This window comes from Pseudoalteromonas sp. 3J6 (assembly GCF_903995135.1).
Classification (GTDB): Bacteria; Pseudomonadota; Gammaproteobacteria; order Enterobacterales; family Alteromonadaceae; genus Pseudoalteromonas.
Window position 1 is genome coordinate 3,463,959 of sequence record NZ_LR877185.1, and the last position, 22,221, is coordinate 3,486,179.

Sequence of the window (22,221 nt, forward strand, 5' to 3'; positions counted from 1 at the left end):
ATGGAACTAATTTATTTTGCTACCGCCTTCGTCTGCGGTTTTGGTATATATCAGCTAAAATTACCGCCGCTTATCGGCTTTCTTATGGCCGGATTTATTCTTAATTTAGCGGGTTACAAAAGCACGGAGCTACTCGAAACGATTGCCTCTTTAGGGGTCACACTGCTACTTTTTAGTATTGGCCTCAAGCTAAAAATTGCTAACCTTATAAAACCTCAAGTATGGGCTCCTGCCACCATACACATCATTTTAAGTAGCGCATTGTTTAGTGGCTTCATGTTGTTGCTTGGTGTATTTGCACTGCCGTTATTTGTTGATTTAAGCTGGCAAAGTGCGTTGTTAGTTGGCTTTGCTCTGAGCTTTTCCAGTACGGTGTTTGCTGTAAAAGTGCTTGAAGAACGCGGGGAAATGGCAAGTTTACATGGTAAAATAGCCATTGGTATTTTGGTTATGCAAGATATATTTGCAGTCATATTTTTAGCGGTCAGTACAGGTAAAGTACCGAACATTTGGGCCTTAGGATTAATTGTTGCGCTACCTTTGTTTCGCCCTATTATGTACTGGGTTTTAAACCGCTCTAAACACGGTGAGTTACTGCCGTTATTTGGCTTTTTCTTTGCATTAGTAGCTGGGTACAATGCCTTTGAATTCGCAGGATTAAAAGGCGATTTAGGCGCATTGATCATTGGCATGATGTTCGCTCCTCACAAAAAGGCTGGTGAGCTGTCTAAATCACTGCTTAGCCTAAAAGACATACTACTGGTTGGCTTTTTCTTGAGTATTGGTTTAAGTGCAGAGCTTACTGCCCACTCTTTAGTCGTTGCTTTAATTTTAGTATTAATTATCCCTATTAAAACGCTGCTTTACTACATACTAACTAACTTATTTAAACTGCGAGCTCGTACCTCTTTGCTCACCGCATTTAGTTTGGCTAACTTTAGTGAGTTTGGCTTAATTGTTTGTGCCGTTGCTGCATCTAGCGGCATGGTTACCTCTGAATGGCTCGCTGTTATCGCGATTGCCGTATCAATTACATTTGTGATTGCCTCCCCTTTAAATAAACGCTCTAACGAGCTGTACGTTAAAATTGAACGCCTCTTATTGAAGTTTGAAAGCAAGACCCGCTTAGCAGAAGAGCTTCCTGTAAACTTAAATGATACGAAAATAGTAATCTTTGGTATGGGTAGAATTGGCACCGGTGCCTATGAAACAATAAACGCAACCCACCCTGATGTGGTTGCAGGTATTGATATTAAACCTGAGGTGGTTGATAAACATATTAAACGTGGACGCAGAGTATTAATTGCGGATGCAACTGACCCTGATTTTTGGCAGCGTGTTAATCACTCTCATGTCGAAATGGTCATGTTAACTATGCCCAAACATATGCAAAATATTTTTGCCTTAGAGCAATTACAAGCATCAGGCTATAAAGGACAAGTAACAGCCATTGCTAATTACCCCGATCAGCAAAAAGAATTAGAAGATATGGGAATAGATTCTACATATAACTTTTACTTAGAGGCTGGTAGCGGTTTTGCAGAGCATGTAAAGCAAACCTTGTTTCCGTAATCGGGCTTAGATGCAAATAGATTGCATTTACATTCCTTTACATCTGAGTATTTTATTGGTCAAAAAATCAGGTAAAATGTCTGTGTTGGTTTAATAAAGCTAATACCTAAGTTTGTGTTTTATAAAAGACAAATAACGGACCCCTTGCTTTTAAGTGACCAATAAGATTCTCAAATTAGAGGGCCTACTCCCTCTATCAATAGGCTGTTACTTGCCCGTTACAGCCTATTTTATTTCCTTAAAATCCCTTACACTTATCCCCATTATTTATAAAAGATGCCAGTAATGGATCCTCAACAACTAAAAGTAGCGATTAACACCATTATGCCATTTGGCAAGTATGCGGGACGCCCTTTACTTTTGCTGCCTGAGCCATATTTAGTGTGGTTTAAACAACAAGGCTTTCCTGATAGCAAGCTTGGCTCTCAGCTCGCTATGATGTACGAAGTGAAGCTTAATGGCTTAGAGCAAATGCTGATGCCATTACTAGAAAAAAATAGTAAATAAAATAGAACTTTTCTATAAATGGTCTGTCTATCTATTTGCTACTTGTTGATTTTTTGGTTTTAAACCGCAAAAAAGCGCCTTTATGGCGCTTTTTTATTGTTTGGGATTTAGTTGTCGAGGGTGATAATAAACTTAACCCCACCCAGTGGTGAGTCTTCAATCTTACACTGCCCTTTATGCCAGCTAATAATTTTATTTACAATTGCTAGCCCTAATCCAAACCCACCGGTTTTTTTATCACGGCTTTTATCTAAACGGGTAAAAGGTTTAAACACTTTCTCACGTTCAGCATCCGCAATACCTGGGCCATCATCTTCAATAACCAGAAATAACTTTTCGGCGTTGGCAGTTAAACTAATATGCACAGTTTGCGTAGCATGTTTTAGTGCGTTACTAATTAAATTTTGTAGCACTCGCGACATAAAATGACTATCACATACGTAAATGAATTGACTCGGTAGCGTTGTTGTTAATTTAATAGGGGTATCAAAACTTACTTTTTCGATATTGGCTTTAATTAATGCGACGATATCACAAGGAGCCAATTGTAAGCTTGGTTGCTGTGTATCTAAACGAGCGTATTCCAACATTTCTGATACCAAGGATTCCAGCTCATGAATATCCATTTGCATATCAGATAAATAGTGCTGTGCTTTGATGTCCTGAGTTTTATCCTCTAACATCGCGATTGCAAACTTCAAACGCGCTAATGGTGTTCTAAACTCATGTGACACTGATGAGGTCAGTTCCTGTTGAGCACTCAATAAAAACTCAATCCGCTGCTGCATTACTTGCAACGTATCAGTGATGGGTAAAAAAAATGATTTAGAGCGGTCGCTTAATTGAAAATCTTGCGCGCCTCCGACGGCTTCACAGGCTTGGCTGAGCTTAGCAAAGTCTCGCCATAACAATAAGCTCCATAACCCTATCGGTAAGCTAATAATAAATAGCACCAATAAATAAGGTATTACGGTCCCAGTGTTTTTAGCTTTGACACCTACAGGACCTACTTGTAACAACTGAGAATTATTTAAAGTAACATACCAAACAATACGTTGCTGCTTATCATACAAGTAAAGGTAATTATTTTGAGCTAATTGTAATTGCTGCTCAGGAGGGAGAACTAAATCTTGCTGAGAGATAACTTGACTATCAAAATTATGCTTTAGCTGTTCAAGACCATCTGCCGTTTGAGAGAGCAGCCATAATGACTGCCCAAATTCATCATCTAACAAAACATGTTGCTCAGATTCATCATACGGCCAAAGCTGCTCTATAACACCACTGGCAATAAACAAAGAGGCAATAATATACACGTAAAGGCTTATAAATAGCTTCCCCATTAACCTAGCCTAATACCTTGCATTAATTACATGTCCCACGCATCTGATACAAATAAATAGCCTTGCCCCCACACCGTTTTAATACGGTATGGCTTATCACTATTATCACCAAGCTTCTTACGAATTCGAGATACACGTACATCAACGGTTCGATCGAGCCCGTCGTACTCACGTCCAATCATATGTTGGTGCACATGTTCTCGGCTGAGTACTTCTCCTGCATTTGAAGCTAATAACCACAGTAATTCAAACTCATGTGAGGTCAATACGATTTCTACACCGCTTAACTTTACAATACGACTGGTTTTATCTATTGATAAATCACCAAACTTAAGCTCCTCAATGGCTTTTACGCTAGGCTGTCCACGTCGCAATAATGCACTAATTCGAGCCAACAACACGCGCGGCTCCGCAGGTTTAATAACGTAATCGTCAGCCCCGAGCTCTAGGCCAATAACTTGGTCAAAATCTTCGCCCTTTGCAGTAAGCATTAAAATAGGTAAGGTGTATTTGTCGCGCACTTGGCGGCACACGCTAAAGCCATCTTTTCCTGGCAGCATCACATCTAGAATGATTAAATCAACATCGTTTTCACTCAGGTAAGGAAACACTTCGTCTCCGCGATCTAATACGTCAACTTCTAAGCCATTATGCTCAAGATAGTCTTTGGTTAATTGTTGCAACCCTAGGTCATCTTCAACAAGTAATATCTTTGGCATTTATTGCTCCTAAATTAAAAAAAGCTCCAAGGTGAGCGTAGCCGATGTTTCTTCTTCGCGTATGCAGTTTGCACTTCTACTTGCACACTCGCTAATGATACACCTGTAAGGGGATTAATCAGGGAGTATATGGTCTCCACCTGAACACGCGCTTTATAACTAAGTTGCCCTTTTTTTACCCCTTGCCAACATTTCAATTGAGTATCTTGCTGGTATAAACACACATCGATTGGCTCAGGCAATTGCCACTTAAATTTTAACTCAAGATCACAGAACTCTTGTTGTTCGGAAACCACACAGACTTTGGGTGATACGTTAAGTGAAGGGGCTTTTGCAACACTTGGGTTGCTAAAAAATGAAGCTGCAAACACAACCAACATAAAACACTTCATATTAAAATGTATGTTCGAATCCTATAAAGGCGGTCATTGAATAGTCATGTTCAAATAGCGGGCTACTATCCATTGCTGAATAGTCATAATATGCTAAATGAAAACGAAGTGCGTTGGCTTTACCTACCGGCCAACGGGCGTCGATTTTAGCATAAGGTTGCCAGCTACTACCAACTTCTATTTTACCATATGAAAATTCTGCGCTGTTTAAGCCATAAAAGTAATTATTTAGTTTGGCTGATTTGTAGTTAACGCCTAACGTCGATTTAAGTTTTAACAACTTAAGATCAAAATGGTATTGCCATTGTAATGATCCTCTGTAGCTATTATAAACACTATTTACATCATGCAATAATTGCGCAGAAAATACCTGTTGTTGTTTTACAAAAACATAACTGACGCCAGCATCCAGTACTACTCGTCTTTTTTGAATATTATTAATATTAATCTGGCGCGGAGATTCAACATCTTGTGATTCTAATATTTCGTTATTAGACATTGTTGTGAGCGGGAATATATTTTGCGGGTGCCAATCAATAAAAAACCGTGATTCTGGGTTAATCTCAGACACAAAGCTAATGTTATGCGTATCACTTTGTATAAAAGAGTAGCCTAAACGACCGTTATCAAAAAACCAATTTTGGCCATAATAAGCCACTTGTGGGACAACCACTAAAGGAATATTGTCTGCTCCATATAAAGGATTACTGATCACCCCTACCCCTAAGCTGACACTCATTTTAAGTTCATCAGTAGTGATATTTTGCTGCGTCTGAGCAATCGCATTAGCGCTAAACAACACCAATAAAATGCATATTTTTATTCTCAGATGTAACGCCATGGAGTTATTCACTAGTTTATAAAGTGGCTTTGACCCTATAGTAGCAAGTAGTATAAGTACAAGCTCTAGAAGGTTACAATCATTAACAAATTTGATACAAACGGAACACGTTTACAAATTGGCGGCAATTTCAACTCGATTTCGACCATGAGTTTTAGCTAAATAAAGTGCTCTATCGGCCTTTTCTACTAACAAACAGCTCTTACTAAAGGGCTCCATTAAAGCAATACCAAAACTTGCTGAGATATTACGTTTATTATTGCTATCTTCTTTTTTACGAATGGTTAATTTAGCAATACTCAAACGCAACTGATTACAAAATGTCATCGCATCATTAATGCTATCAAAGTAACCCGTAATACAAAATTCTTCACCACCGTAACGATAAGCATTATATTCATCTTGCACACTATTTTGCACTTTTTGGGCAACAAGCTTGAGAACCTCATCACCTTTTTGATGGCCAAAATCATCATTAAAACGCTTGAAGTGATCAATATCTAACATTATTAACACGGCTATCTTAGCTTGCTCATCTTGTGAAGATGCATGAAGGCAAAACTCAACTATATCGGTATCAAATTTACCGCGATTTAATAACCCCGTTAGCGAATCTTTATCAACCGCTTCTTGAGTCATAGTGAGGGCTTCTTTTAAATCTTTAATCTCATTATATGCTTGCGCTAATTTAGTTTGGAAGCCGCGAGCATAATCTTGCATTGCAATTGATTCGTCTGTTAAACGCTCTACACAAGAGAGAATTTCATTAAATGAGTTTATACTAGAGAGTGTTTTTAACTCATTTTGTGAGTCAACTAACGAGGTGGTAAAACTTTTTGAATATTGAATAGAATCACTCAAATCAAACTGTACTTGCTCTACCGTATTATGAAATCTTTCAGACATTTGTTGGAAAAACGCTAACTCTTCATCATTTATATATTTATCGAATATTTCCTGTGCACTTTGAGCAGAACAAGTATTGTGCTGACCGATAACTCTATCAAGCTCTGTATTTAGTTGTGGATTATCGCCCTGTACATAACAATACCAAATTGCATAATTAATCGGCGTTACCGCCATTTTGTACTTCACCATAAGCGGAATGGCTTTTTTTAAACACTGGGCAGAATGAGCAAGTGAGGCAGTATTATCCATAATCGAAACTCTCAGACATCACAACAAAGATGTTAATAAACACATAAGTATTAGCGGTTTATATTAACAGTTTTTTATCATTCAACAAGCCTATATTATGTTTTCCCCCATATTTTGAGCAATATTCCACAGCGCACTAATCGCAGGATCATTTAATTCTTTGTGTAATACCGCCAAGCCAATTTTAAACCCTTGTGGGGGCTCATCTTTACTATCCAAAATCTGAACTTTATCGTTTAAAGGGCTATTATCGAGAACAATTTTTGGGATCATGGCCACACCTAAGCCCAAACTCACCATAGATACCATAGCCTCATGCCCAGCGACTTGTGCATAGATTTTTCCTTGCACGTTACTTTTTCGCCACCACTGCTCTAACCTTTGTCGTGAAAACCCTTGTTCAGCAACAATAAATTCAAGCTCTGACCAATCAATAGTCTCGCTGTTATTAGCTAGTTTTTCTGTGATCGGACATTGAATAGTGGGCGCAATTAATACCAGTGGCGAATAACCAATATCTACAAATGCAATTTGTGCAGGTAATTTACTGGGCCTAGCTGCAATAGCCATGGATTCGTGACCGTCTAATACACGATTTATTGCCAGAGCAGGGTCGCCCGTATTTAAGGTGATTTCAATATGCTGATGCTGAGTCCTGAGCTGCTCCAAAATATGATGCAAAAAACTATAAGATGCAGTAACAGAGCAATAAAGGCTCACATTGCCATAAATATGTTGTTGCGGTTCGTTTAAATTGGCCTTAAAACGCTGCCAATTACTGAGCGTTGCACTAGCATACTCCTTAAATGCAACGCCTTCGCGAGTAAGTTTGACACTGCGATTATCTCGCTGGAACAGCATCACCCCTACTTCATCTTCTAACTGCTTAATATTACGACTTAAAGTAGGCGCACTTATGTGGCACAACTCACTGGCACGAGAAAAATGAAGCGTTTTTGCCAACGCCAAAAAGTAATGTAAATGCTTATGATCCATAACAACACCAGTATTTCAAATTATGAAACACTTTAATTCAAATATATCATTTTACGCAAGAAGATATTTTTCATATGGTTATTCCAAGCAAAGCAAATGCAATGCATCTAACAAATTGAATTAATAGGAACCTTAATCATGGCAAATTATTTTAATAGCTTACCTTTACGTGAACAATTAGCGCAACTAGCACAATGTGAGTTTATGGGGGCAGACGAATTTAACGATGGTGTTGCTGCACTCAAAGGTAAAAAGTTAGTGATTGTAGGCTGTGGCGCACAGGGCTTAAATCAAGGCTTAAATTTACGTGATTCGGGTTTAAATGTAGCCTATACACTGCGTGAATCAGCGATTGCTGAGCGTCGTCAGTCATTCTTAAATGCATCGGAAAATGGTTTTAAAGTGGGAACATATGAAGAATTAATCCCAACAGCCGATGTAGTACTTAACTTAACACCTGATAAGCAACACACTGCGGTTGTTAATGCCATTATGCCATTAATGAAACACGGCTCAACGCTTGCTTACTCACATGGCTTTAATATTGTTGAAGAAGGCATGCAAGTTCGTGAAGACATTACCGTTATTATGGTTGCTCCAAAATGTCCGGGGTCAGAAGTACGTGAAGAGTATAAACGCGGCTTTGGTGTACCGACACTCATTGCGGTTCATCCAGAGAACGATCCTCAGGGTCATGGCTTGGCACAAGCAAAAGCCTATGCCGCAGGTACAGGTGGTCATCGTGCGGGAGTACTTAAATCATCGTTTATTGCTGAGGTTAAGTCTGACTTAATGGGTGAGCAAACCATTCTGTGCGGCATGCTACAAACTGGCTCTATTCTATGTTTTGATAAAATGATTGATAAAGGCGTTGATGCTGGTTATGCCTCAAAGCTAATTCAATATGGCTGGGAAGTGATCACAGAAGCACTTAAGTATGGCGGCGTTACCAATATGCTTGACCGTCTGTCAAACCCTGCCAAAGTAAAAGCGTTTGAATTAAGTGAGCAGCTAAAAGTAATCATGCGTCCACTGTATAACAAACATCAAGATGACATTATCGATGGCACATTTTCACGAGTAATGATGGAAGACTGGGCAAATGATGACGCTAACTTATTAAAGTGGCGTGCTGAAACTGCAGAAACTCATTTTGAAAAAACCCCAGCGAGTGATGTAGAAATTACTGAGCAAGAATTTTTTGATAACGGCATTTTAATGGTAGCCATGGTTAAAGCTGGCGTAGAGCTGGCATTTGAAACCATGACTGCAGCCGGTATTATTGAAGAATCTGCCTATTATGAGTCATTGCATGAAACGCCGTTAATTGCTAACACCATTGCACGTAAAAAGCTGTTTGAAATGAATCGTACTATTTCCGATACGGCAGAGTATGGCTGTTACTTATACAACCATGCATGTTTGCCACTACTACAAGAGTTTATGCAAGATATTGATACCGATGTTATTGGCAGAGGCTTAAATGAGCAAAGTAACCAAGTAGATAATCAAACATTGATTCAAATAAATACCGCACTGCGTGAACACCCTGTTGAAAAAGTGGGTGCTAAATTACGCGGTTATATGTCGGCAATGAAAAAAATAGTGTAACTCTATAACCCTAGAACTTTCAATTGTTAGAAGCTAAGCCCATTTGCTTTTTGCTGTGGGCTTTTTTTATTTAAATGTAAATTATTCATCAATAGCCGAAAATAAATAATGTGCTAGAATAATCGCCTCATTGCCTCAGTTGTAAATATATAAGCACTACCATGACGATACAAAATCTCTCTATTACTCAAAAAATAACAGCGCTTGGAAGCATTATTGCTATTTGTGTTGCTGTATTAATTGGTTTGACGTCTTTGCATAACTCAAAGAATATTATTGAGCAACGCATGATCGAATCAGAACTGCCAAGTAAGCTGCAAACAATCAGTAATCATATTGGTGGGGAGATCAATGAACTTTTAGGCGCAGCACAGCAGCTTTCTGCCAATACCTTTATTTTAGATTGGGCAAACTCTGGCAACACCAACGATGCGTTGTTACTAAAAGAACTCAATCGTTTGGTTGAGCAATATGACCTTGCCACCGCTTCGTGGGCTAATAAAAACACCGCGCAATATTGGAACCAAGATGGCTTTTTACGTGTTTTAAAAAATGATGCTGCAGATGGTTGGTTTTTTGCTTTTACTCAATCTAAACAACCTTATTCAATCAGTATTTATCAGGAATCTGCAAACGATGTAAAAATGTTTGTTAATCATCAGCAGCTTAATGGATTCGGCTTAGCGGGATTAGCAAAAAGCATTACTGATATGCAAAAACTGCTACAGCAGTTTAAAATTGAACAGTCAGGGTTTGTATTTATTGCCGATAAAAATGGCTTAATTCAGCTACATAAAGATGCAGCTAAAGTCGCTAAGGTTAATATAGATAGTATTTACAGTGCTAATATTCATCACAAATTACTTGATGAAAACGGTTTTGCTTTAGAAGAAGTAAATATTAACGGACAAGCCACGCTGATTGCTGCCACACCAATTAAAAACACCGACTTATTTGTGTTAGCTCAAGTACCAAAAAGTGAAGTATTCGCAAGTGTAAACACCCTAGAGTGGCAAATATTCACATTCACTATCATGACAGCACTTATCGCAAGTGTGATCAGTTACTTGTTAGCTCGCTCTTTAGCCTCACCGTTATCAAAAATGGCAGAGTTGTTTTCTCGTTTAGGTCGAGGTGATGCTAATTTAGCGTATCGTCTACCCACATCACCTCAACCTGAACTCAATAATTTGACGTCGGGCTTTAATCAGTTTATTGAAAAGATAGAAACCGCCATTGTGCAAGTAGCTGATGAAAGCCATGGTATTCGTCAAAGCTCTGATCATGTCTTTGCACAAGCAAAACAAAACTCGTTAGCGCTGGATAAACAAAAAGAGCAAACTATTTCGGTTGCTGCAGCGATTAATGAAATGGGCGCTACCGTGCAAGAAATAGCACAAAGTGCAGCGAATGCAGCTAAGTTAACTAACGATAGCCGCGATAATACCAAACAAAGCCATCAACAAGTACTACAAAGCCAAACGACAATATCAGCTCTTGCCAGCGATATTGATGGTATTACCGAGCAAGTTGCACTGCTTTCTAAAAAGACCATAGATATTGCCAGTATTGTAGATTCAATTAGAGGGATTTCAGAGCAGACCAACTTACTTGCACTTAATGCAGCCATTGAATCTGCACGTGCAGGTGAGCATGGTCGTGGTTTTGCAGTCGTTGCAGATGAAGTAAGAGCTCTGGCGAATCGTACGTCGCAATCAACCACTGAAATTCAATCAATGATTGAAGAGCTTACTCAAATTTCAGATGATGTTGTAAATGATATCAGCCAATCGAAAGGTAAAGCCCAACAAAGCGTCAGCGCAATGCAAAGCTCGGTTGAGTTGCTTAATACGATTACTGAAACAGCGAATGAAATTAACGACATGGCAACTCTAATTGCCACAGCCACCGAGCAGCAAAGTAGCGTTGTAAATGATGTCGGTCGAAGTATTGAGCAAATTAGTGAGATCAGTGATAAATCAATGAGTGAACAAATCAACACCGAACAAGCAATTCGCGATTTAGCCACCAGTGCACAAACACTTGATGCGCTTGTAGCCACGTTTAATCAGCAGCGTTAAACAGTTTGTTACATTAAAAAATAACCTCTGTATGAAATAACCACTATACTTGAGTGTGTTTTTTGTACAGAGGTGTGTATGAGTGCTGTTCAAGCTAAACATTATTTACTGGCTGCTTGTTTGCTGAGTTTAAGTGCGTGTAGCACTACATATAACGCCAATTTAAGCACGCCCCCCCCTATTATTACTCCCCCAATGCAACTTAAACAGCAGCTTGTAGAGTCTGAACAGCAAATATTTCAACTCGATAAGAGCCTTAAACAACAATTAAGTGCTTACGTACAAACAAATAAATCGGCTGATGAAATTGCCTATAGTCTACTCAGTTTTTTACTCTCAAATGGTGATAACTCACTATCTTATCAATCTACTGGCACACAAACGGCGTCTCAAAGCTATCAAGATTTAAATGCTAACTGTCTTTCCCTCTCTATTTTAGCGTATAGCTTAGCCGAACATTTAGGCCTGAAGGCTCGCTTTCAGAAAGTACATATTCCTGAGTACTGGGCGTTAAATCGAGGGTTTAATTTACTCACTGGGCACATAAACATTGCTATAGACAATAAGACTAAATTCAAAGACAGCTCACTTGTTTATCAGCGTAATAAGCGTTTAATCATTGATTTTGATCCTAATAGCCGACAAGCTCGTTTTGCAACTTCATCGCTGTCAAAAAAACGAGTGACCGCCATGTTTTATAACAACAAAGGCGGCGAGGCACTGATTAATAGGCAGTTTGATTTAGCTTATAGTTATTTTAAAGCAGCTATCAATACCGACTCTTCATTTAGTGCCAGCTGGGGGAATTTAGGAGTACTCTTTAAACAATTAGATGACCTCCAACAAGCTGAGAAAATGTATCATTTTGCCATTGCCTTAAACGCCAATGATAATACTGCGCAAGGTAATTTAGCATTATTATATAAACTCACAGATAGAGTAGCCGAAGGCGAAAAGCTATTGGCAAAACTTGACAAAAAGCGCCAAACTAACCCTTATTATCATATATCGCTTGGTAACAGTGACTATGTAAGTGGTGACTATACAAATGCGATTAGTCATTATAAAAAAGCTAACGCTATGTCGCCAACATTACATGAAAGTCACTTTGGGTTGGCGCGCAGTTACTTTAAATTAAGTAATATAACTAAAGCGGAGTTTCATCTACGTAAAGCTAGAAAAAAAGCAGACTTCATTCATCACAAACAGCGCTATGACAATAAGCTCATTGCATTAAAATCACTTACTGCGAAGGCGAATCATTATTAAATTATTTAGCTTAACCTGCATCGTTTTTTTTATAAGTTGGAGCGGCCTTTGTAAACAGATTGAGCCGCAATTATTGACTGATTTAACTATACTAACCAGCCCAGAATTAGCTGGTAGAAAAACGAATAGCCATGCAGCATTACTCACTAGGGAGTATTTAAAAACACGCTTCAAAGGGCATCAACTCACAGTAAGTGAACAACCTTTTACTTATTCCTCAGGGCTGTTTTCTAACGCACAAGGCGTTAATATTATTGCCACTAATACTGTAAAAGATTTACCTGTTATTGTTATTACTGCGCATTATGATCATTTAGGTCTACAAGCAGGAAAATTACACCCAGGTGCTAACGATAATGCCTCGGGTGTTGCTGCATTACTTTATTTATCGAATGCGCTAACGGTTTCTTCTTCATATCGCTTTATGTTTGTTGCAACAGACGCTGAAGAAAATGGTTTACACGGCAGTGAGCACTTTGCCAAAACAATGCGCCAACTCCCAATTGTTTTAAATATTAACTTAGATATGTTGGCAGTTAAAAAGTCACATAAGCGGTTATACGCACTAACAAGTCGCGCATTAAAAAGCCAGCTTAACCCTTTACTTACTCAGATTAACGGTGACAAGATCAAATTAAAGCCTGTTTATTCATCACGAAAAATGAGCCGACTCACCAACACTAAACAAATCGACTGGCACAGAGCCAGCGACCATTATTCATTCGCTAAACAAAAAATCCCGTATGTGTACTTTTCTATGGGGGCAGATAACTTCCATCATAGTACTAAAGATACGCTCGAAAATATAAATACTCCCCTCTATCAAGAAGCCGTATTGCTAATTGAGGCATTTATTAATCAGCTTTTGACAAGCCCTGTGGTATTAACTCCCTCTTTAAAAGCAGCAACATAAGCCTCTTTTTTTGCTCGTGGAAGTTTTTTAATCGCATACTCTAATTTGCTCGCGTCGCTTTTAGTACCTACTTGTTGTTGATGAATGAGCACCAGCGGCCCTTTACCTTTGAGGTTTTTTGCCCCTTTACCTGCTTGATGAGTAGCGATACGTCGGGCTACATCAACCGTAATGCCGGTATACCAATGACCAAACCGTGTTTGCACAATATAAAGTGACCAAGTCGCCGGTTTATTTTTACTATTGCTCAACTCATTGTTTAAACTTTTTTGATTACTAATGGTCAAAACCTCGCCCTAACACGCTAAACAAAAACAATTACTCAAAAGGGTTTTACCTTGAGTAACTAATCGGTATCATGCAGATTATAAAAAATAAGGATCACAACTAACAATGCAGTCGTTAAAAACTTTGTCTCTTTGGCTTATCGTCGCTTTAACGCTTAGTTCAGCCGCAGGTTGTTCTAGCTGGGTATACAGAATCAACATCCCTCAGGGTAACTTTTTAGAACAATCAGACGTTGATAAGCTTCGCGTTAATATGACTCGCGAACAAGTACTATACGTACTAGGCAGACCCATTGCCGAAGACGCCTTCGATAAAAATACTTGGCGTTATGTATACAGCTTTAATAAAGGACGTGCTAATGAACAATATAAATCATTAGTATTAAACTTTGAAAATGAGAAGCTAGTTACGGTATCGGGCGACTATGAGCAACCAGAAAACTTTACAACACCTTTAGAGCAATAAGAAGCTATTAAAGTGTTGTTAAAAAAGGTGAGCATGGCTCACCTTTTTTGTGTCTAACGATCTAACGGCCGGCCACCAGTGACTTTATTAGCACGGCCCTCTTCTTTGGCTTTTTCAGCACGTTTTCTGCGAGCATCTTTAGGATCGGCAATTAATGGGCGGTAAATTTCAATTCTGTCGCCATCTTTAAGCTCATGATTAAGCTTTACCGTTCTGTTCCATACGCCTAAAGTTAAATCGGTTGCATCAATCTCAGGGCACTTTTTAATAATCCCTGACTGTATTACTGCTTGCTCAGCCGTTGTACCTTGCAGCACTTCTATATTTAACGTGGTTGCCTTAGTGGGTAACGCGAACACAACTTCAATATTTATCATGCACGTTCTCCGTACACGGTTTTTGCACGTTGAGTAAATGCACTCACCATGTTTTTAGCCACATCATTAAAAATTTTACCAAACGCTAGCTCTATTAGCTTACTTGAAAACTCGAACTCTAACTGTAAATTAACCTTACACGCCTGCGCATCTAATTGCTGAAAGTGCCAGCGACCTTGTAGGGTTTTAAAAGGGCCATCAACCAAGCGAAGCATCACTGTTTGCTCATCAATTAGCGTATTTTCAGTGGTAAACCATTTTTTTATACCGGCTTTGGATATTTCTAAACTAGCGGTCATGTTATTATCATGCTGCTTAATAATTTTTGAGTCTGAACAATTAGGTAAAAACTGTGAATAGGCTTCTACATCATTGACTAGATCAAACATCTCTTTAGTGCTGTACATAACCAGCGCGCTTTTTTCTATTTGTGGCATACTCACTCCCAACTGTGTGCAGGAATTTTAGCAAGCTTTGTGCGTTTCCCCAAACTTTCATCGCGCTTAAATTAATCCTTCGCTTTTGCATGTATAATTTAAAAAATCGATGTAAAACATCTTGTATAACGTATATTATAGGGCACTATGGCTAAGAAAAATTCATCAAAATCGACAAGTAATACCATCGCGCTAAACAAAAAAGCGCGACACGAGTATTTTTTACACGACAAGTTTGAAGCAGGTGTTGAACTCCAAGGCTGGGAAGTAAAAAGTATCCGAGCAGGTAAGGTAAATATCTCTGAAACTTACATTCATCTTAAAAACGGTGAAGCATTTTTATTAGGTAGTACCATTCAGCCTTTAAATAGTGCATCAACACATGTTATTTGTGACCCGCTACGTTACCGTAAATTACTACTAAGCAGGCGTGAACTTGACCGCTTAGTTGGTGCAACTGAACGTGATGGTTATTCATTAGTTGCCACCGCTATGTATTGGAAAAAATGCTGGGTGAAGCTTGAATTCCATTTAGCTAAAGGTAAGAAAATGCATGACAAACGTGAAGATGGTAAAAATAAAGATTGGTCCCGTGAAAAAGAACGTTTAATGAAACACAAAGTTTAAATAAAGACGCCTAACATCATGTTAGGCGTTTTTTTGATTAAATTTTTAAGAAAATACAAATTATTACAAATTAAAGTCGCTCAGTGATTTATTTTTTAATAATGACCAAAGCACTCTCCCGCACCAGATAGCGAGTATCCCATTGTTTTTCATTATTGAGAAAATCAGTATATATTCGTGCCGATAATAAAATCAGCTTTGCAGTCAATTGATAACAGTTAAGTTACATGGTATTAATAATTCGGCTTGAAAAAACAAGTAAATTATAACATATCAACAAGGACTTAAGGATGAAGCAATCAATTGCATTTACACCGAGCTTAATCATCGGTGCTACTATCGCATTGTCAGCAGGTTTTAGTACAACAACTTACGCTGCACAGCAGACTGCAGAAAAAGTAGAACGTATTCAAGTAACAGGCTCTCGTATCAAACGTTCCGATATCGAAGGCCCATCGCCAGTACAATCCATTAATAAAGAAGACATCGAAAACATGGGTTATGACAACCTACAACAGCTTCTTGAAAGAATGCCTGTTGCAGGTAATGGTACTTTTTCAACCCGTGGCAATAACCAAGACTCAACCGCTAATGGTTCAGCCGCCGTCAGCCTTCGTGGTTTAGGTGCTGATGCTACGTTGGTACTTATTAATGGTCGTCGTGTTGCTATAAGCGCATTTGCTGAAGGGATCACCAACTCATTTGTTGACATAAACAGCATTCCTGTTTCAGCAATTGAACGTATTGATATTTTAAAAGATGGCGCATCAGCAATCTATGGCTCTGATGCCGTAGCAGGTGTTGTAAACGTTATCTTGAAAAAAGACATCGACGGTATTGAAGTTAATTTAGGTTACGGCGGTACAGATGGCCCTAACTATGAAGAAACCACGGCTAGCATTGTTTGGGGTACAACGAGTGCAAAAAGTAGTGCGTCCGTTATTATTGATTACTTTAAAAACACGTCTTATCATCAGACGAAATGGGACGTTTAGGTACTGCTAATCAATCTCCTTATGGCGGCCAAGACTTTCGTTCATCACGTGGCTTCCCGGGCTACTTTTACGTAGATGGCGTTAAAACAATCGATCCTTCGTGTCCTGCTGAAAATGCAACATCAAGTGGTAGTTGCTTATTTGACTATGGTCCATTCGGCTATATTGCCCCTGCATCAGAACGTGTAGGCGCAATTTCACAATTTGAATACCGCTTCGACAATGGCATCACCGGCTTTTTAGAAATGGCTGTACAGCATAACAGCTCAGTTGCAGCTGGCGCACCAACGCCACTTGATGAAGATGCGGGTTTAACCGTACCAGGGAATCATCCAAATAACCCATTTGGTCAAGATATAGAAATTGGTCGTTACAGAACAGTGGATGCAGGCGCGCGTCAATGGGATATCGAATCAGACACATTACGTTTTGTTGCTGGTTTAAAAGGTGAAATTAACGACTGGAGCTGGGAAACAGCGGTACAAAAAGGGCGTAGCAAGTCATTACAAACAGGGGATCGTTCACAAGGTTGGGTTCGCACCGACTTTTTACAACAAGAGATTGACGCAGGTAACTACAACCCATTTGGCGGCACTTACAACGATCCGGCTGTTGTTGACAGAATCACAACGAGCTTGGTTCGCCAAGGTGAGTCTCATATGACGTCGTTCGATGCTAACATTTCAGGTGAAGCATTTAACTTTGGTGATGATGTTGTCATGATGGCGGCCGGTATTGAATACCGCGAAGAAGACGTAACTGATACGCCAGATGATCAATTTCAACGTGGGTTAATCTTTGGTACCGAGTCAGTTTCAGCTGCCGCAGAGCGCGACCAATACGCTGCCTATGTAGAGTTTTCAATTCCACTTGCGGAAAACTTAGAGCTACAACTTGCGGGCCGTTATGATGATTACAGTGACTTTGGCACTACGACAAACCCTAAAGTCGCTTTACGCTGGGCACCTAGTGATGAAATCACGGTTCGCGGTTCTTGGGCGCAAGGCTTTAGAGCACCTTCACTTGCACAAGTAGGTTTAGGGCCATCTCAAGAGAGTCAGTTCTTTATTGATAATTACCGCTGTGATGCAACAGGTAAAGATTGTGACCCGCTAGATTACAACATTGAATTTGCCGGTAACCCAGATTTAGAAGCTGAAGAATCTGAATCTTGGAATGTCGGCTTCATTTGGGCACCCACAACTGACTTTGGTTTAAGTATTGATGTGTGGAGTATCACCCAAGATAATAAAATTGATGAGCAAGAGTTTGGTCCAATTTACAACTCAGAGTGTAATAACCAAAATAGTACGGTATGTGTACGCTTACCACCATCAGGTACTGACAGCCTAGGAACTATTCAAAAGATATTCAGTACTTTTGAAAATGTATCATCACAAGAAGTTTCTGGCGTTGATATTTCAGCAAACTACAATCATTCACTGGATGAGTTAGGCTTACTAAAATTCAATTTAGAATGGGCTTACCAAGATAAATTTGAAAAAGACGGCCGCGATTACACTGGTGAATATGGCTACCCAGAGCACCGTTGGATTTTCTCAACAAACTGGGAAATTGGCCAATTCAACACGAATATGAACATTAGTTATGTGGGTGAGTTTGAAGATACGCCAGATATCGATTTCGATGGCAACTTAGACTTCGATAGTAATACATCGCGCACTGTTGATTCTCAAGTATTGGTTGATTTACAAACATCATACCGTATTACTGAGTCTGCAAAAGTATCGCTAGGTGTTAATAACTTATTTGATGAAGAGCCACCATTTGCAATTGGTGACGGTGATTCAGATCTGTATGGTTACGCATCGGGTGTACACAACCCTCGAGGTCGTTACATTTACACTAAAGTGAGCTTTTCGTTTTAATTAAAAGCAATAAAAAACCGCCAATATGGCGGTTTTTTATCTTAAACTAAAGGGCTAGATTATAGCTCGCCTTCGTTTTCAGATAAGAATTTAGCTACGCCTTCAGGGCTTGCATCCATTCCTTTTTTACCTTCAGTCCAACCAGCAGGACATACTTCGCCATGCTCACTGTGGAATGCTAATGCATCAACCATGCGGATCATTTCGTCGATGTTACGACCAAGTGGTAAATCGTTAACTACTTGGTGACGTACGTTACCTTCTTCGTCGATTAAGAAAGAACCACGAAATGCAACGCCCGCTTCTGGGTGCTCAACGTCGTATGCTTTACAGATCTCGTGTTTAACGTCTGCAACTAGTGCGTATTGAACTTTACCAATACCGCCGTCTGCTACAGCCGTGTTACGCCATGCGTTGTGTGAGAACTGTGAATCGATTGAAACACCAATTACTTCTACACCACGTTTTTGGAATTCTGCATAACGCTTATCAAAAGCAATAAGCTCAGAAGGACATACAAAAGTGAAATCTAGTGGGTAGAAAAAGATTACTGCTTTTTTACCTTTGATTTTTTCGTGAAGGTTATAGCTATCTACAATCTCACCGTTACCTAGAACAGCTGCAGCGGTAAAGTCTGGTGCCTGGCGGCCTACTAATACACCCATTTTATTCTCCAAATATTTTGAGTTTATTGTCAATTGCTTACGCAATACTGATAGTAATATGGGCACTAATTTTTAAATTACAATAGCACCATATCTAATTAATCATTATTCTATGGCTATCAAAAATAAATTAACAATCGTATTTATAGATAGCGCCGTTCTAAAATAGCGAACGCTTGATAAACACACGGATTATTGTTCATAAAAAAACCTGCTTAAAGCAGGTTTTTTTTTCTAATCCATAATGTCGCTAGGCATATCACCGCGAATATGTTGCCATATTTCACCGGTTTGATGACCATACTTACGCATCATGGATATCGCACCATCGTGCTCTTTATTCTCAGCAAGCTTAGTTAGATCTTTATAGAATTGACGTGCAAGCTCACGAGTGCGAGGATCTGAAAAGTAATGACAACCAATCTTAGAATAAAAGCCTTTGAAACCATTAAGAATAAGCACATAAATGCGATTGTTACCAGCAACAGCTAACTCATGGTGCACTTTATAGTCATAATCAGCAAATGCTTGCGCACTGTCTTCTAGTTCATCACTTTGCGATAAAATTTCAATAACGCGCTCTGGTGCAAGCTTTATTGCTGCACGGGTGTAAATTGCGCTGATGTTGGTGCGTGCTGAAAGTAACTGATCGGTCAACTCTGGCATTTTGTCTTCGTCTAAACGGGCCAGTGTTTCAAGAATATTTAACCCTGACGTTTCCCAAAAATTATTTACGCGAGTAGGTTTACCATGTTGTATTGTTAACCAACCGTCTCTTGCTAATCGTTGTAACACTTCACGCAATGTGGTTCTAGTAACACCAATTAACTCTGAGAGTTCACGCTCAGCTGGCAGAATTGAACCTGGAGGGAAATCACCATTCCAGATTGACTCTACTATGTATTCCTCAGCAAATCCTGCTGGGCTTTTCGCTTTAAAAATTCTCATTCAATTCCTACTCGAATTAATTCACATTACATCGCTACATACGATTAACTGACTGATTGTACCAGACAAGTCACAACTAACAAGTAAAGTAAGTTAAATTACCTAGGTATGTGATTAAAAGGGTAACTTTACTGGTAGAAATTAAACACAATATGAATGCCCACCTATTATTCATACGAGACAGTTTGACTAGCTCTTACAACTGGATTAACTTGATGGCTCTGGGGAAAGTCATGTAACAGAATATCCCTAACTTTGAGGTGCGAAAAGCTTTCATAGCTCCTCGCTTTTTCCTTTTACTTGCCCCGCTGTTTATCCTAAGTCATAATCTAAGCCCTTATTTAAATACGGAATTGTTATGAACTGGCTTGCTAATCTAAGTACTCAGCGTACACCTTGGTTATTATTCAGTGGGATTGTTTTTCTGCTTGAAGTTACTGCACTTTTCTTTCAATACAACATGGGGTTAGCGCCATGCATTATGTGCATATACCAGCGCACCGCAGTATTAGGCCTACTTTTTGCGGGTATGATTGGAGCCAGTAAACCAAACAGCCTCATAGTACGTATTGTCGCTTATGCTGTTTGGGGGATTTCAAGTGTATGGGGGTTACTAATAGCCCGTGAGCACATTGAAATGCAAACAACCACAGACCCATTTGCATTTAGCTGTGAATTTGAGCCAAACTTTCCAGAATTTATACCGTTACATCACTGGATACCGCAGTTTTTTGAAGCGACAGGTGACTGCGGAAATATAGATTGGCAATTTGCCAGCCTAAGTATGCCAGCGTGGATGGAAATTATTTTTGTACTCTTTACCGCCACACTGTTTATATTAGTGGCCAGTCGATTAATTACTAAAAAGTCACTTTAATATGTTTACTTTTTTTTCAAGCCAAGTTGATGAGCTTAAACATTTAAAAGTTCGTCAACGACAAACTGTTATAGCTATCTCTTTAAGCATGCTATCACCCAGTGACAGGGTCTTTATACGCATACTAAAGCTGATGCTATTAAGCCCATTCTTTTTAATATTTACTCTTTTCGAAGGTTGGTTACTGGTGCCCTTTTTAATTGTAGCTGGGTTGAGCTATCCGCTATTAACAGCACCAGTAGATATTAACTTTGCTAAAAAGCACCTTGGTGCTGCCTTAAAACAGTTTGATCAGGGCGCATAGCGCCCTTTTTAGTTAAAACGTCACCTTTCCATCAAGTTTGGCTAGCATTTTTTTACCCACCCCTTTTACTTTAGCTAGATCTTCAAGTGATGCGAAATCACCATTAGCTTCTCTATAATCGATAATTGCCTGTGCCTTTTTCTTACCGACACCTGGTAACTTAATTAACTGTTTTAAATCAGCACTATTAATATTAACCATGGCTGATTGCATCTGCTCTGATAGCATATCGCTTTGCGCAAAGGTGGTACCCATAGGTAATAAACATAAAGCAGCTGCTAACGAGATTATTTTAATTAATTTCATACTATTTCCTTTTGCGTTCCTACATGAACATTCGTTGATTATTTACACCCAGCACTTTTACATAACGTTGTGGTTACTAAGTACTAACGGTAACAATCACTCCTTGCGACTCCTTTACTGCAACGCGTTATAAAGTGACTTAATAAATAAAGTAGAGTCAGCCTTTATTGTCAACTAAGCTGCAGATAAACTAAGGCTAAAGCTTGCAAAATAACGCGCAAGCTTGTACTGTACATAAAAACAGTAATCTAATGATTTAAAATAATCATATTGCCACGTAAGTAAGCAGGAGAAATCATGGCTGTTGTTGTTAAATATGTTGTAGAACGAAACGGAGTCGAGCGCATGACGTTTACTACTAAAAAAGAAGCTGATGCCTATGACAAAATGCTCGATATCGCCGAGTCACTAGAACTAATGCTTGAAAAAGTAGATGTGCCGCTAAGTGAACAACAAGTTGAGTCGCTTGCACTTGAGATTGCGAAAAGTAAAGACGACTTTATGGCGGTACTTAAGGGGACTAAAGAAGTACCTGCAAAAGCTAAAAAAACAAAGTCAGATAACGTTGCAGATATAAAAGATAAAGCTGCAAGTTAGTACTTTTAAAAACCTAATAGTAATTATTAAAAAACTGAATTCGG

Annotated in this window: 23 protein-coding genes and 1 pseudogene; 12 read left to right on the forward strand and 12 right to left on the reverse strand. The window is 39.1% G+C overall.

What is annotated here, in order from left to right; all coding sequences use genetic code 11:
* Together P3J6_RS15800 and P3J6_RS15805 are read left to right on the forward strand one after the other, a co-directional pair.
* On the forward strand, positions 1-1,572 hold the full coding sequence (locus tag P3J6_RS15800) for a cation:proton antiporter family protein (RefSeq protein ID WP_109874882.1): 1,572 nt from the start codon (positions 1-3) through the stop codon (positions 1,570-1,572).
* A gap of 285 nt (positions 1,573-1,857) precedes the next feature.
* A complete protein-coding gene (locus tag P3J6_RS15805) occupies positions 1,858-2,079 on the forward strand; it encodes a DUF3820 family protein (RefSeq protein ID WP_010387988.1) in 222 nt (73 codons plus the stop codon).
* Between the two features lie 107 nt (positions 2,080-2,186).
* Here the strand turns inward: P3J6_RS15805 and P3J6_RS15810 are convergent, their stop codons facing one another.
* The 6 genes from P3J6_RS15810 to ilvY all read right to left on the reverse strand — a co-directional run bounded on the left by P3J6_RS15810 (position 2,187) and on the right by ilvY (position 7,528).
* Positions 2,187-3,422, reverse strand: coding sequence for an ATP-binding protein (locus tag P3J6_RS15810; protein ID WP_138605357.1), 1,236 nt, complete (start codon positions 3,420-3,422; stop codon positions 2,187-2,189).
* A 26-nt stretch (positions 3,423-3,448) separates the two neighbouring features.
* Positions 3,449-4,141 (reverse strand): response regulator, encoded by a 693-nt coding sequence (locus tag P3J6_RS15815; RefSeq protein ID WP_178956392.1) that lies wholly within the window; start codon positions 4,139-4,141, stop codon positions 3,449-3,451.
* 14 nt (positions 4,142-4,155) lie between these two features.
* Positions 4,156-4,521, reverse strand: coding sequence for a DUF3019 domain-containing protein (locus P3J6_RS15820; RefSeq protein ID WP_138605353.1), 366 nt, complete (start codon positions 4,519-4,521; stop codon positions 4,156-4,158).
* Positions 4,522-4,534: 13 nt separating this feature from the next.
* Entirely contained in the window at positions 4,535-5,374 is an 840-nt protein-coding gene (locus P3J6_RS15825; RefSeq protein ID WP_232735515.1) for a MipA/OmpV family protein, read from the reverse strand.
* A gap of 111 nt (positions 5,375-5,485) precedes the next feature.
* Complete coding sequence (locus P3J6_RS15830) at positions 5,486-6,532, reverse strand: GGDEF domain-containing protein (protein WP_198523524.1); 1,047 nt, start codon at positions 6,530-6,532, stop codon at positions 5,486-5,488.
* A gap of 90 nt (positions 6,533-6,622) precedes the next feature.
* Positions 6,623-7,528 (reverse strand): HTH-type transcriptional activator IlvY, encoded by a 906-nt coding sequence (ilvY, locus tag P3J6_RS15835; RefSeq protein WP_198523525.1) that lies wholly within the window; start codon positions 7,526-7,528, stop codon positions 6,623-6,625.
* 138 nt (positions 7,529-7,666) lie between these two features.
* Here ilvY and ilvC point away from each other — a divergent pair, with 138 nt between their 5' ends.
* The 4 genes from ilvC to P3J6_RS15855 all read left to right on the forward strand — a co-directional run bounded on the left by ilvC (position 7,667) and on the right by P3J6_RS15855 (position 13,402).
* Positions 7,667-9,139, forward strand: a complete 1,473-nt coding sequence (gene ilvC, locus P3J6_RS15840) for a ketol-acid reductoisomerase (RefSeq protein ID WP_198523526.1) — start codon at positions 7,667-7,669, stop codon at positions 9,137-9,139.
* 161 nt (positions 9,140-9,300) lie between these two features.
* Positions 9,301-11,220, forward strand: a complete 1,920-nt coding sequence (locus tag P3J6_RS15845; RefSeq protein WP_138605344.1) for a methyl-accepting chemotaxis protein — start codon at positions 9,301-9,303, stop codon at positions 11,218-11,220.
* Positions 11,221-11,298: 78 nt separating this feature from the next.
* A complete protein-coding gene (locus P3J6_RS15850; protein ID WP_138605342.1) occupies positions 11,299-12,489 on the forward strand; it encodes a tetratricopeptide repeat protein in 1,191 nt (396 codons plus the stop codon).
* A 73-nt stretch (positions 12,490-12,562) separates the two neighbouring features.
* A complete protein-coding gene (locus P3J6_RS15855; RefSeq protein WP_232735516.1) occupies positions 12,563-13,402 on the forward strand; it encodes a M28 family peptidase in 840 nt (279 codons plus the stop codon).
* Here P3J6_RS15855 and P3J6_RS15860 read toward each other — a convergent pair.
* Entirely contained in the window at positions 13,348-13,689 is a 342-nt protein-coding gene (locus P3J6_RS15860; protein WP_198523527.1) for a GIY-YIG nuclease family protein, read from the reverse strand. The genes P3J6_RS15855 and P3J6_RS15860 overlap by 55 nt on opposite strands.
* A 106-nt stretch (positions 13,690-13,795) precedes the next feature.
* Between P3J6_RS15860 and P3J6_RS15865 the strand changes: the two genes are divergently transcribed.
* Entirely contained in the window at positions 13,796-14,155 is a 360-nt protein-coding gene (locus P3J6_RS15865; protein WP_138605338.1) for an outer membrane protein assembly factor BamE, read from the forward strand.
* 53 nt (positions 14,156-14,208) lie between these two features.
* Here the strand turns inward: P3J6_RS15865 and P3J6_RS15870 are convergent, their stop codons facing one another.
* A complete protein-coding gene (locus P3J6_RS15870; protein WP_008109106.1) occupies positions 14,209-14,532 on the reverse strand; it encodes an RnfH family protein in 324 nt (107 codons plus the stop codon).
* On the reverse strand, positions 14,529-14,969 hold the full coding sequence (locus P3J6_RS15875) for a type II toxin-antitoxin system RatA family toxin (protein ID WP_138605336.1): 441 nt from the start codon (positions 14,967-14,969) through the stop codon (positions 14,529-14,531). Before P3J6_RS15875 ends, P3J6_RS15870 begins: the two co-directional genes overlap by 4 nt.
* A 147-nt stretch (positions 14,970-15,116) precedes the next feature.
* On the opposite strand from P3J6_RS15875, the gene smpB reads away from it, so the two are divergent.
* Both smpB and P3J6_RS15885 read left to right on the forward strand, forming a co-directional pair.
* A complete protein-coding gene (gene smpB, locus P3J6_RS15880; RefSeq protein ID WP_008109102.1) occupies positions 15,117-15,596 on the forward strand; it encodes an SsrA-binding protein SmpB in 480 nt (159 codons plus the stop codon).
* Positions 15,597-15,886: 290 nt separating this feature from the next.
* Positions 15,887-18,480, forward strand: a pseudogene (locus P3J6_RS15885) (TonB-dependent receptor).
* A gap of 59 nt (positions 18,481-18,539) precedes the next feature.
* On the opposite strand, the gene P3J6_RS15890 reads toward P3J6_RS15885, so the two are convergent.
* Positions 18,540-19,145 (reverse strand): peroxiredoxin, encoded by a 606-nt coding sequence (locus P3J6_RS15890; protein WP_008109095.1) that lies wholly within the window; start codon positions 19,143-19,145, stop codon positions 18,540-18,542.
* Between the two features lie 234 nt (positions 19,146-19,379).
* Positions 19,380-20,093, reverse strand: coding sequence for a fatty acid metabolism transcriptional regulator FadR (gene fadR, locus P3J6_RS15895; protein WP_138605332.1), 714 nt, complete (start codon positions 20,091-20,093; stop codon positions 19,380-19,382).
* Between the two features lie 358 nt (positions 20,094-20,451).
* Here fadR and dsbB point away from each other — a divergent pair, with 358 nt between their 5' ends.
* Both dsbB and P3J6_RS15905 read left to right on the forward strand, forming a co-directional pair.
* Positions 20,452-20,970 (forward strand): disulfide bond formation protein DsbB, encoded by a 519-nt coding sequence (gene dsbB / locus P3J6_RS15900; protein ID WP_138605330.1) that lies wholly within the window; start codon positions 20,452-20,454, stop codon positions 20,968-20,970.
* Position 20,971: 1 nt separating this feature from the next.
* A complete protein-coding gene (locus P3J6_RS15905) occupies positions 20,972-21,274 on the forward strand; it encodes a hypothetical protein (RefSeq protein ID WP_010387958.1) in 303 nt (100 codons plus the stop codon).
* Between the two features lie 12 nt (positions 21,275-21,286).
* Here P3J6_RS15905 and P3J6_RS15910 read toward each other — a convergent pair whose 3' ends face one another.
* Positions 21,287-21,580 carry a ComEA family DNA-binding protein gene (locus tag P3J6_RS15910; RefSeq protein ID WP_138605328.1) on the reverse strand — a complete coding sequence of 98 codons (294 nt, stop codon included), beginning with the start codon at positions 21,578-21,580 and terminating at the stop codon, positions 21,287-21,289.
* Between the two features lie 297 nt (positions 21,581-21,877).
* Between P3J6_RS15910 and P3J6_RS15915 the strand changes: the two genes are divergently transcribed.
* Positions 21,878-22,177: a YebG family protein gene (locus P3J6_RS15915; protein ID WP_010387955.1), complete on the forward strand. Its 300-nt coding sequence runs from the start codon at positions 21,878-21,880 to the stop codon at positions 22,175-22,177.
* Positions 22,178-22,221 lie beyond the last annotated feature (44 nt).